Annotated in this window: 8 protein-coding genes and 1 tRNA gene; 6 read left to right on the top strand and 3 right to left on the bottom strand. The window is 72.1% G+C overall.

Annotation, left to right across the window (positions count from 1 at the left end):
* Window positions 1-6 precede the first annotated feature (6 nt).
* Window positions 7-759, top strand: a complete 753-nt coding sequence (locus D6689_11090; protein ID RMH41482.1) for a hypothetical protein — start codon at window positions 7-9, stop codon at window positions 757-759.
* 242 nt (window positions 760-1,001) lie between these two features.
* Here D6689_11090 and D6689_11085 read toward each other — a convergent pair whose 3' ends face one another.
* Window positions 1,002-2,738, bottom strand: coding sequence for a DUF2723 domain-containing protein (locus tag D6689_11085; protein RMH41481.1), 1,737 nt, complete (start codon window positions 2,736-2,738; stop codon window positions 1,002-1,004).
* Window positions 2,665-6,285, bottom strand: coding sequence for a hypothetical protein (locus tag D6689_11080; GenBank protein RMH41480.1), 3,621 nt, complete (start codon window positions 6,283-6,285; stop codon window positions 2,665-2,667). The genes D6689_11085 and D6689_11080 overlap by 74 nt, the downstream gene beginning before the upstream one ends.
* A 411-nt stretch (window positions 6,286-6,696) precedes the next feature.
* Between D6689_11080 and D6689_11075 the strand changes: the two genes are divergently transcribed.
* Entirely contained in the window at window positions 6,697-7,998 is a 1,302-nt protein-coding gene (locus tag D6689_11075; protein RMH41479.1) for a hypothetical protein, read from the top strand.
* Window positions 7,999-8,228: 230 nt separating this feature from the next.
* Here D6689_11075 and D6689_11070 read toward each other — a convergent pair.
* A tRNA-Met gene (locus tag D6689_11070) sits at window positions 8,229-8,302 on the bottom strand.
* Window positions 8,303-8,381: 79 nt separating this feature from the next.
* Between D6689_11070 and D6689_11065 the strand changes: the two genes are divergently transcribed.
* The 4 genes from D6689_11065 to D6689_11050 are packed head-to-tail and all read left to right on the top strand — an operon-like array spanning window position 8,382 to window position 11,610.
* Window positions 8,382-8,600, top strand: a complete 219-nt coding sequence (locus D6689_11065; GenBank protein RMH41478.1) for a hypothetical protein — start codon at window positions 8,382-8,384, stop codon at window positions 8,598-8,600.
* Window positions 8,601-8,657: 57 nt separating this feature from the next.
* Entirely contained in the window at window positions 8,658-9,167 is a 510-nt protein-coding gene (locus D6689_11060) for a MarR family transcriptional regulator (GenBank protein RMH41477.1), read from the top strand.
* Between the two features lie 11 nt (window positions 9,168-9,178).
* Window positions 9,179-10,042: a 3-keto-5-aminohexanoate cleavage protein gene (locus tag D6689_11055; protein RMH41476.1), complete on the top strand. Its 864-nt coding sequence runs from the start codon at window positions 9,179-9,181 to the stop codon at window positions 10,040-10,042.
* A 17-nt stretch (window positions 10,043-10,059) separates the two neighbouring features.
* Window positions 10,060-11,610, top strand: coding sequence for an acyl-CoA carboxylase subunit beta (locus tag D6689_11050; protein RMH41484.1), 1,551 nt, complete (start codon window positions 10,060-10,062; stop codon window positions 11,608-11,610).
* The last annotated feature ends 23 nt before the right edge of the window (window positions 11,611-11,633 follow it).

The following is an 11,633-nucleotide window of genomic DNA, read 5'->3' as shown; positions in this document are numbered from 1 at the left end:
GGCACGGTGACCTGGCTTGCTCTGGGCGGCTACCTGAGAGTGCCGGGGTTCGCGCGGCGCCGCAATCTGGTCCTGCCGCTGCTCACTGGCATCGCCTACGCGGTGGCCAATCTCCTGATCGTCTCGCCCGTCGATCCCGGGGCGTTCTATCACGTCCGCTACCTGCTTCCCTCCGTCCCTCTTCTCGTAGTTGCGTGCGTTGTCGGCATCGTTCTCCTGGCTGCGTCCCGGCCCCGTTGGCTCGCGCGCACGCTCGCGGGCACGTTCGTCGCGGTCGGCCTCGCCGGAGCGGTAATTCTCTACCCCCACGAGAGTCGCCGACTTCACAACGACACCCGGAACATCAACGAACTCCAGCGGACGATCGGCCTGTGGATGGCCGCTCATATTCCCGAAGACGCGTGGATCGCGACGTACGACGCCGGTGCGGTCCGCTATTTCTCGGATCGGCGCACCTTGGATCTCGTGGGCCTCAACACCCCCGACCTCCGGTGGAAAGGGGCAAAGTGGTCAAAGGAGCGCCCTGTCGTGGCGGTGGCTCTGATGCCCGCCTTGTCGTGGCCGGTTCGCCCGGGCGTGACTCGCGTGCTGGCCAGCTTTTGGACGCCCCGCTACACGGTTACGTCGAACCCGAGGATGGGGCTGCAGATCGTGTTGGGCTGCGTTGGAACCGATTCGTCTCCCCAGCGGCTGGACCTCGAGGGCATAGTGCGGGTCTCCCTGTTCTGTATGCCCTGGCGGCCCGACCGGTCGATGTGACGCGTGGGCCACCTTCCCCGTTCACCGCGGGAACGTGCGGCGCGCCGTTGCCAGTTGCGGCGCGCGGCGACGAGGGCGCCTCGGTGCGTCGCGCTCGACCCGGATCGCGCAGGTGCGATCGCCGGGCCGCGGCCGCCTCGCGGCAGCGCCGACACCGTCGCGACGCCATGCGCGCGGCGCCGCGGTCGAACGACGGCACGCAGGCAGCACGATCTGCCAGCGAGGTCGCAACCCGGCCGCGGTCAGCGCCGGCGGGCGACGACACGGAACGCGCGGCCCTCGACTTGCACCTCGAACAGGCGAGCGACCGCCGGCACGGGTGCGAACATATACACGGGAACCCCGTTTCTCAGCAGCCGGTCGACCTCGTTCACCGACGGCTTCGTGATCACGCGGACGTCGCGACGAACGCCCCGCACCTTTTGAAAGTAGTGGGTGAAGACCGTGTCGACGACCCACTCTGGTGGCGTCGTGAAGTTGATGATCACCGCACCCGCGGGAAGGTCAGCGGCCAGTTGCTGTCCGTAGTCCTGTGCATCGGTGAAGTCGCTCAGATCGACCGCCGAGTAGTTGATTGCCGCCGAGCTCAGTGGAAAACCGGCGAGCGCGCAGACCGCCAGTCCGCGGACTGCGCGCCGGCGGTGGGGGCTGACGTACTCGGGCAACGCGGCGACGAGCGCGTCCGCGCCGACTCCGACGAGGCAAAACAGCAACGCAATGGACGGCAGAAAGAACACCGCGAGATCGTGCACGCCATAGTTAAAGAACGTGTATACGTTCCCCGCGATCATGAGCGCGAACGCAGTCGCGTAGTGAGGGCGCTTCCGAGCCAGTGACACCAGGCCGATGAGCGCGAGTCCCAACCCGACGATGAGAAGCTCGCCGTAGAAGATGCCGGCGACCTGGCCACAGCGCTCGGCGAGATCGTAGTCGTGGAGGAACCAGTGCTTGTAGTTGCCGCCCGTGACCATCCAAGCGAAGGCGTCCCACGTCGACGGGTCGCCGAAATTCAGCACGGGACGCATGGATGCGCGCAATGGAAGGTAGAGGAAGATGGACGCGCCCGCGACGGTTGCAGCCGCGCACGACGACGCCACCGCGAGCCGTCGCTTCCAGCGCGGCTCCGACGAGACGACGAGGTACGCGAGTCCGATCCCACACGTCGCAATCGACAGATGGACGCCCAGGCCGAGGCCCGCGAGCGCCGCCGCGGCGACGAGGAGACCCGAGCGACGGGACGCGATGCCGTGCAGTGTCAGCGCGATGACGCCGAGCAAAAACGCCAGGCCGGGCGTGTAGACCTCGGCAATGACGGCCTGAGACCAAAACAACCCACTGGTAGCGAGAGCGAGCGCGCCGAGGGCGGATGCCCAGCGCGCGGCGCCCAACTGGCGAACGACGACGAACGCGAGGGCCACCGCAACTGCACCGAACACGGCGCTCATGAGATTGACCGCGAGGGCGGGGTCGACCGGTAGCCACGTGAAGACGTGGCCGATCAGGGTGTACAGCGGGTACCCGGGCGGGTGCGGAATGCCGAGCACCACGGCGGCGGCGACGTACTCGGCGGAATCGTACCAATACACGGTCCGACAAACCGTCAGCGAATACAAGCAGACAGCGATTGCAGCGCAAGCGCACGCCCACGCGGCGTCGAGCCGACGGTCGGACATGCGAAGATGGTAGCCCGTTGTCTGGGCCGGTGGGCGCACCGGGCACACTGGAAGCCTGACGTGCGGCGTTCCATCGCACCGGTATCTCCGCGGCCGTAAAGACGATCTGGCACGAGTTGCGGTGCCGACGGTCGCCGCCGCGCGCTGCACGGCGGAGGGGCGGATGCGAGCGCTGGGTCGCCGAGGGGGCGAGCGCAGCGAGCGATCCCGCTGCGTCGCGTGACGGGTTCCGTCAGTCGTCGAACCCGGGCGCGAGCAGGCGCACTGCGCGCTCGGGCGCGGCGATCCCCATCGCCGCGAGTGCATCGCGGGCGCCGGCGATCAGCTCGTCCCCGAAGATCCCGCCGGCGCACTGCCCGCGCCGCCAGCGCGCGGCGGCGGCGTGCATCGCCATGTCGGCGGCGGCGAACGCGCGCGCCGCGGCGTCGGCGCGGCGCTCGGCCCGCCCTCGATCGCCCTCGCGCGCGAGCAGCCCCGCGGCGAGCAGCTCGCCCTGCGGCGGCCCGCCGACCAGCGGCGAGCGCAGCAGCCGGGACGCCACGCGGCGCACGACCCGCGCCGGCGCCCCGGCGGCCAGCGCCGCGCGCCCGCGCAGGCCCGCGTACTCGTCGCGGACCTGCGGGACGTGACGCACGCGGTCGCGCCCCAGCGTGCGGTCGAGCGCATCGACCCGCTCGACCGCGCGGCCGGCGCGGCCCGCGTACAGGTCGGCGCTGGCCAATCCCCACCCGATCCAGTACGCCTGCAGCGGCATGGCGGCCAGTCGCTCGTGAGCGCTCAGCTCGGCCGCGGCGCGCTCGACCTGCTCGGGCCGGTCGGCCGCGAGCGCGTCGAAGGACAGCAGGCCGGTGCTCAGCAACAAGAACGTGTAGGCGTCGCCGCGCTCGGACGCCTCGCGCCGGGCGCGCGCGACGCCGGCCGCCAACTCCCCCACCTCGCCGAGGTAATACAGCGCCCAGAACCGGTACACCTGCATGATGCGCAGCTCCGAGTACAGCCACGGCGCCCGATCGCGCACGAGCGCCGCGGCCTCGGCAGCGCGAGCGGCCGCGTCCCGGTAGCGGCCGCGCTGGTAGGCCGTCATCGAGCCCGCGCCGGCGATCCAGATTCGGTCGCTGTCGGACAGGACGCGGCCGGCGACCCGCCGCCGCAGGCGCGCGAGCGCGCGCTCGGCCCGGCGCAGCTCGCGGGGGCCCATCGCGGCGAGAAACGCGATGTCCGCCGCGAGCGCGCGCACCATCCGCTCGGCGTCGGCCCAGCGATACGCCGCATGCAGATGGCGTGCCTGGTCGACGAACCCCCGGGCCGGCGCGAGCAGCGCGTAACACGTCGCGCCGGTAAACAGGGTCTCGACCCGGACCTGGTCGGCCACCGGCACCGACGCCGGGTCGCGCAGCGGAATCCGCCTGTAGCGCAGCCGCACCCACGCGCGCCGCGCGACCGCACGCGCCAGCGCCGCCGGGGTGGCCGCCACCGGGGCCAGCCCCTGCTCGCCGAGCACCCGCGCCAACAGCGCCTCGCCGTCTTCGATCGCCTCGGAGTGAAGCAGCAGCTCCGCCGCGCGCCGCTGGTGCTCGAGCCCCTCGGCCGGCGGCGCGCCGCCCGCGGCGCGCAGGTACGCCTCGGCCGCGTCGCGCACCCGCCCGGCGCACGCCAGCGCGTCGGCTCGCGCCGCGTGCAGCCGCGACGGATCCCCGGCCGCGTCGCCTCCGAGGTCGACGGCCGTCGCGTACAGAGCGGCCGCGCGCTCGAACGCCAGGGTCGCGAACGCCCGGCGCGCCATCTCGGCGGCCAGCTCGGCGGCGCGCCGCGTCCGGCCGCACGCCACCAGGTGCTGCAGCACGACGTCCGGGTACGCGTCGGCGCCCCCGGCGTCGGCGTAGGCAAACGCCAGGCGCCGGTGCAGCGCGCCCCGCGCGGTCGCGTCGACGCCGGCGCGCACCACCTCGCGGATCCGGTCGTGGAACACGTCCACGACCGGCGGCGATCCGCGCACCCCGCGCAGCAGACCCGCCGCGCGCAGCTGTCCCTCCGCGCGCTCGAACTCGAGCCGGCGCATCTGCGCCGCCGCGCGCACCACCTCGGCGGCCACCGGCCGGCCCGCCAGCGCGACCAGCGCCAGCAGGTGGCGGGCGGGCGGGTCGAGCTGGCGCACGCGCACCCCGATCGCGGCGTCGAGGTCCGGCGGCGCGTCGGGTGCGGCGTCCGCCGTCAACGCATGTCGCACCAGCTCGTTGATGTACAGCGGGTGGCCGCGCGCGTCGGTCGCGATCGCCGCGGCGCTCGCCGCGCGGCCGGCGCCGGCGGCCCGCAGCAGCCGCGCCGCCAGCCGCCGCGCGTCGGGCGGATCGAGCGCGCGCAGCTCCAGGTCGCGCACCGGGCCGTCGAGGCGCAGCGGGCGGCCCGATGCCTGCATCTCCGTTCGCGGCGTCCGGCTCGTGATCACGGTCAACATCGCGGGCGCGTCGGGCGGCCGCGTGAGCGCCTCGAGCAGGCGCAGGCTGTCGGCGTCGGCCCAGTGCAGGTCCTCGAGGACGACGACGATCCGGTCCTGTTGCGCGAGCCGAGACCACAGGCCGCGGAACGTGTCGAACAACAGGCCGCGCAGCTCCACCGGGCTGTGGTCCTCCGCCCCGGTCGCCGGCGCATCCGCGATCGCGTCCACCCGCGCGAGCGTCGGAAACAGCCTCGGCAACAGTCCGGCATGCTGGGGCAAGACCGCGGCGAGGCGGTCGGGCGACTGCCGCCGCATCCACCGCGACAGCTCATCGACGAGCTCGTCGAACGCCTTGTAGGGCACGGCCTCGCGTTCGTAGCAGCTGCCGCGCAACGCGAGCGTCGGCTCCGGGAGCTCGGCCAGAAACTGGTCGACCAGCGCCGTCTTGCCGACGCCCGACGCGCCCGAGATCCACACGGTGGCGGGCTGGCCGGCCTGCGCGTCCGCCAGCGCGCGCCGAAGCGCGGCCAACTCCCGCTGTCGCCCGACGAGGCCGATCTGGCCGGGCGTGGATCCGCGCGCACGCCGCTGCGGACCGGGGCGCCCGGGCGGGCCGGCCCGGCCGAGCCGGCGGCGAATCTCGTCGGCGTCCGGTCGCGCCTCCGGCTCGACCGCCAGCAGGTCCATCGCCAGGTCCACCAAGTCCGGCGGAACCCCGCCGGCCGGCGGCACGTCCGGCGGCCCGTGCTGCTTGTCGACCATCACCTGGAGCGCGGGCCCCTCGAATGGCACCCGGCCGAACAGCGCCTCGAACAGCATCGCACCCGCCGCGTACCAGTCCGCCGGCGGCCCGACGCGACGCCCCGCCGCCTGCTCCGGTGCCATGTACGCCGCCGTCCCCACCACCCGGTGTACGCTCGTGCGCGACTCTCCCGCGTCGATGTCGAGCGCCAGGCCGAAGTCCAACACGCGCACCGCTCCGCTGCGGTCGACCAGCACGTTCGAGGGCTTGATGTCGCGATGGATCTTGCCGGCCTCGTGGAGCGCCGAGACCGCGTCCACCAGCTGCGCGAACGCGTCGCGCAGCCGCCGCTCGTCGCAGGGAGGCGTCGCGCCGTCGCCGGCGCGCACGTAGTCGATGAAGTCGACGCCGTCGACGAGGTCCATCGTGAAGCACCACTGGCCGTCTTCCTCGAACAGCTCGTGCAGCCGCACGAGGCCCGGGTGGCGCACTCCCTGGAGCGCGCGGAACTCGGCCTTGAACCGCAGCAACCCGTCCGGCGTGATGTCGCGCAGTCGCTTGAGCGCGTAGCGGCTCCCGGTGTCGCGGTCCAACACGGCGTACACGACGCCCATGCCGCCCTCGCCCAGCCGCCGGTCGACCGCAAACCGTCGCGTCCCCCCGAAGCCCGCCACGATATCGATGTCGATTATACCCTCGCGGCGGCCCCCTGCGGCGCCCGCGATCCTCGCGTGCCGTCGACTCCCCGCCGCGCGGCCTTCGTTCCTCACATCGACCTGCCGTTCCCGTGGGGGCCTGCGCCTCGCGCCCCGGCCTCGGTGCCGCGCTGTCGCGCGCGCGCCGGGGGCGACCCGCGCCCGGCCACGCCGCGCGACCGCTCCCCCGCGCTGTCCGCCCGGCTCGCGCACCGCGGCCGTCGTCTCCCGCCCCTCTCCGATTTTCGGAGACCTCGTCCGATTCTCGGTGGGTCGAACTCTCCCCGCGGGCGACCTCGATGGTGTGGTTTTCGGCACATACGCCGCCGATGTGGGTTGGCGTGCTCCCTGCTACCTACCGAGTCGCCGGGTTTCGAGGAGCCGCTTGCCATGACCAAGACCGCATCCATCACCGCCTCCCTGTTGGCCATGACCCTCGGCGCGTGCGCCGGCGAGATCACGGGCTCGACCGACCGCTCGCCCAGCGACCCCACCGCGTTCGACGACACCATGTTCGATCGGACGGCGCTCGCTCACCTCGACCTCGAGGATCGCGCGTACGTACAGGGGCACGCGCTCGGCGTGTACCTGTACGGCAAGACCCTGCCGGGCTACATCGGCCACCGCTACATCTACGAGCCCGGCTTCAGCGCTCCGCGCGCGGCCGTGCCCTACGACTGGAACGCCGTGATGGTCGTGCGGTCGGGCGGCACGGACGGCAACGGCACGATGGCGTTCAGTGGCGACACCGAATGCCCGCCGGACGACGACACGGAGAATCCGCCGGGGGACGACACGGAGAACCCGCCGGGGGACGACACGGAGAACCCGCCGGACACCGGCACGATCGGAAGTGGCGACGATGTCGGCGGCGGCGACGACGGCGACGACGGTTGCCCGGACGACGACGAACCGGTCGATCCCGACTGCGAAGCGTTTCTCGATCCCGCCGCCCTCGACGCGCGCGACCTGGCCGCCGAAGTGGACGCGGTGCGCGTCCTCGGCCCGGACTTCCCCGCCGACGAGCGCTACGCGCGCGCCTTCCGCCGCGGGTTGGCCGAGGCGCTGTATCTCGAAGATCTCGACGAGGCCACCGACCACTCGGAGGTCGAGGCAATCAAGAAGGACGTACAGAGCGACGGCCTGTGCGAGCACTCGCCGCTCGTGCTCGATCTCGCGGGCGACGGCCTCGAGCTTGCGCCCGCCGGCAACGGGGTCGTGTTCGACCTGCGCGGCATCGGCGTGCCGGTGCGCACGGCGTGGCCGACGGGCGCCGACGACGCCCTGCTGGCCCTCGACTGGAACGCCAACGGCACGATCGACGACGGCAGCGAACTGTTCGGCAACGGCCGCGGCCACGCCGACGGGTTCGACGCGCTCGCCCGCATCGACGCGCCCGGCCAGGGCGGCAACGGCGACGGGATCGTCGACACGCGCGACGCGCGGTTCGCCGATCTGCTGCTGTGGCGCGACGCCAACGGCGACGGCGTGAGCCAGCCGAACGAACTCACCCGCGCCGTCGCCGAGGGCGTGGTGTCGATCGACCTCGACCACGGCGAACTCGGCGCCCGCGATCCGGCCTCGGGGAGTCGGTTGATGCAGGCCGGCGGGTTCGTCCGCGTGGACGCGGAGGGCAGTGCCGCGGCGGGCACGATCATCGACGTGTGGTTCAAGTATCGGGCTGCGCGGTGAACGCGTGCGCCGGCGAGGCGCAGGCCCCGCCGGGCCGCGGCCTCGCCGGCAGCGCGCGGTCGCGGCCCGAGAGGCGTCCGGGCCGTGCGGTGCCCGACCGGGGCCGGAGCCCCATGCAGCGCGATCCGATGCGGAGCCCGGAGCCGACGCGGCGAAGCGCGGTCCCGGGTCGCGGGGGCGCACAACGAACGACGCGGAGCCCGATGGGCTCCGCGCGGCATCGCACTGAGTAGCGGGGGCAGGATTTGAACCTGCGACCTTCGGGTTATGAGCCCGACGAGCTACCGGACTGCTCCACCCCGCATCGAGGTGGGGGTTGTTTATAAGGTCGCGCGCCTGTTGTCAAGTGGCCATGCGCGTAACGGCTGTGGCATCGTCGCCGCGTGACACGCTCGTACACGAGGCGCACGGCGGCGGTTGCCGTCGCCGCTGCGCTCGCCGGCGGCTGCCGCGAGCGTCCGGCCCCGCGCGCCGCGCACGACGCCGCGCCACCGCCGGCAGCCGCCCCGCGCGGCGCGCACGACGCGGCGCCACCGCCGGCAGCCGCCCGGCGCGCGGCCGACGCGGGGGTCGCGATCGAGATCCCCGCGCTGGCCGAATAGGGCGGCGCCGCGGCGCGCTTGACATTCGTTCGGCACCCGGATATTTCGTATAACGAAATGTCTCGGCGCCAGCGCCACCCGGACGCGATCGGCTTCATCGTCGAGACGGCGATCTATCTGCAAGCCGAGAGCCGCCGGCTGGCCAAGGAGCAGTGCGCGCGCCACGGCATCACCGCCACGCAGCTGAACGTACTCAAGCTGCTGGCGGAGATCGGCGACCTGTCGCTGTCGGAGCTGTCGCGACGGATGGCCGCGCAGAACTCGACGGTCACAGGCATCGTCGACCGCATGGTGGCGGCGGATCTCGTCGTACGCGAACAGAGCGCGGAAGACCGCCGCGTGTGGCGCATCAAGCTCACGCCGAAGGGCCGCGACATCGCCGCGCGGATCGACGTGGCGCCGTGGGACCTGCTTCGCAATGCGCTCGAGTCGCTGTCGCCGGCGGAACAACGGCAACTCGTCAAGTTGCTCAACAAGGTCGCCGCCCACGTCGAGGCGGCCGTGGCAGCGGCGGACCAGGCGGACGCGGAGCGACCCGCCATCGATCGACCGGCCACCAGCCGGTGAGGAGACATCCGATGAGTCTGGAGGACAAGGTCATCATCTCGTGTGCGCTCACCGGCGCGGTCACGACGAAGCGGCACTGCCCGGCCATCCCGTACACGCCGGTCGAGATCGCCGAGGAGGCGAAACGCGCCTACGACGCGGGGGCGGCGATCGTCCACATTCACGCGCGCACCGACGACGGCGCGCCGACGTGGGACAAGGACGTGTTCGCGCGCATCATGGAGGAAACGACGCGACGCTGCCCGGTGTTGATCAACTGGTCCACCGGCGGGGCAGGCCCGATGCAAAACCGCATCAGCCACCTCGAACTGCGCCCGCACATCGCGGCGCTCAACATGGGGTCGATGAACTACGCGAAGTGGCGCGGGCGCGACAAAGGGTTCGCGTTCAAGTTCGTATTCCAGAACGACTTCGCCGACATCATTGCGTTCGCGGAGAAGATCCGCGCCTGCGGCGCCAAGCCGGAGATGGAGTGCTTCGACACCGGCCACACGCACTCGTACACCGTGCTCGAAGACCTCGGCTTGCTCGACCGGCCGTATCACTTCTCGTTCATCATGGGCGTGCTCGGCGGCATTCCGGCGACCGCGCGCCACCTCGCGTTCCAGGCGTCCAACGTTCCTCCGGGCTCGCGGTGGAAGGTCATCGGCATCTCACGCGACCAGTGGCGCTTGTGCATGGCGGCGCTGAGCCTCGGCGGGGACATCCGGGTTGGGCTCGAGGACAACTTCTATCTGCCCGACGGACGGATGGCGCAGTCCAACGGCGAACTCGTCGACCAGGCAGTCGAACTCGTCAAGCTCTCCGGCCGCGAGGTGGCCACGGTCGAGGACGCACGCGCCATTTTGTGGCCGGACGGCGGCGGCAATTTCTGAGCGACGCGATGTCCAAGATGCGCGAGCGGGTGGAGGAACTCGAGCGCCGGCGCGCGGCGGCGCGGGCGATGGGCGGCCCCGCAAAAATCGCCAAGCAACACGCCCGCGGCAAGCTCACCGCGCGCGAACGCCTCGCGCTGCTATTCGACGGCGGCGCGTTCTTCGAGATCGGATTGCACGGGCGGCCGATGGGCCCCGGCGCCGAACCGGTCCCGGCCGACGCGGTCGTGTGCGGCTGGGGCAAGGTGCGCGGCCGGCACGTGGCGGCCGCCGCCTACGACTTCACGGTCAAGGGCGGCTCGATCGGACCGATCGGCGAGGTGAAGGTGACGCGGCTGCGCGAGTTGGCGCTACGCTGCCGCATGCCGATGGTGTGGCTCGTCGACTCGGCCGGCGCGCGCATCGACCCGAAGGCCGGGCACCATGGCGATACGCTGTCCCTGTTTGCCGGCGCCGGCGCCCTGTTCCGCGAGCAGGTCGTCATGAGCGGGGTCGTGCCGCAGGTCGCGGCGATGGTGGGGCCGGGCGCCGCCGGCACCGCGTACATCCCCGGCCTGGCGGACTTCGTGCCGATGGTCCGCGAGCGGTCGTCGATGGCGCTGGCGGGGCCGCCGCTGGTGCGCGCCGCCACCGGCCAGGAGGTCTCCGCGCAGGAACTCGGCGGCTCGCGCGTCCACACCAGCGTATCCGGCGTCGCCGACGTCGAGGTGGACAGCGACGAGGCATGCATCGAACTCGTCAAGGAGTACCTGTCGTACATGCCGCAGCACAGCGGGCTCAAGCCGCCGGTGGTTCCGTGCGACGACCCGATCGACCGCGCCGACGACGCGCTGTTGGACGTGCTGCCGGACAACCCCAGATCGCCGTACGACATGGTCGCGGTCATCCGCGCGGTCGTCGACCACGGGATCACGCTCGACATCAAGCCGGCCTGGGCCCGATCGATCGTCACCTGCCTGGCCCGCCTCGGCGGCTACCCGTGCGGCGTCGTCGCCAACAACCCGCGCCACCTCGGCGGCATCCTCACCAGCGACGCGGCCGACAAGGCCGCTCGCTTCATCCAGATCTGCGACGCGTTCAACCTGCCGCTCGTATTCCTGATGGACGTGCCCGGGTTCATGGTGGGCTCCCAGGCCGAACACGGCGGGATCATCCGCCACGGCGCCAAGATGCTGCACGCGATGGCGGCCGCCACGGTGCCGAAGCTCACCGTCGTCGTGCGCAAGGGCTATGGCGCAGGCTACTTCGTGATGGCGGGCCGCGCATTCGAACCGGATCTGATCGTCGCGTGGCCGGGCGCCGAGATCAGCGTCATGGGCGCCGAGGGCATGGTCGAAATCGCGGCGCCCAAGCTGTTCGGCGACGCGCCGCCGGCGCCCGACCTGCGCAAACGGATCGTCGACGCGATCGCGGAGCACATTGACATCTACAAGGTCGCCGGCTGGGGATTGATCGACGACGTCATCGACCCGCGCGAAACGCGTCGCGTGTTGTGCGAGGCGATCGCGATGAGTTGGTCCCGGGTCGTCGAGCGCCCGCACAAGAAGCGCGGCGTCATGCCGGTGTGACGGCAGCCGTCGCGCCACAACGG

This window comes from Deltaproteobacteria bacterium, assembly GCA_003696105.1.
In the GTDB taxonomy this organism is placed as follows: Bacteria; Myxococcota_A; Polyangia; order Haliangiales; family J016; genus J016.
This window is presented reverse-complemented; position numbering and strand designations above follow the sequence as displayed.

Excerpts from the sequence above, each read along its gene's own strand:
- D6689_11085 (RMH41481.1), bottom strand. The coding sequence starts at position 2,738 with ATGCACTCGCGGCGATGGGGATCGCCGCGCCCGAGCGCGCAGTGCGCC.
- D6689_11075 (RMH41479.1), top strand. The coding sequence starts at position 6,697 with ATGACCAAGACCGCATCCATCACCGCCTCCCTGTTGGCCATGACCCTC.
- D6689_11060 (RMH41477.1), top strand. The coding sequence starts at position 8,658 with ATGTCTCGGCGCCAGCGCCACCCGGACGCGATCGGCTTCATCGTCGAG.
- D6689_11055 (RMH41476.1), top strand. The coding sequence starts at position 9,179 with ATGAGTCTGGAGGACAAGGTCATCATCTCGTGTGCGCTCACCGGCGCG.
- D6689_11050 (RMH41484.1), top strand. The coding sequence starts at position 10,060 with ATGCGCGAGCGGGTGGAGGAACTCGAGCGCCGGCGCGCGGCGGCGCGG.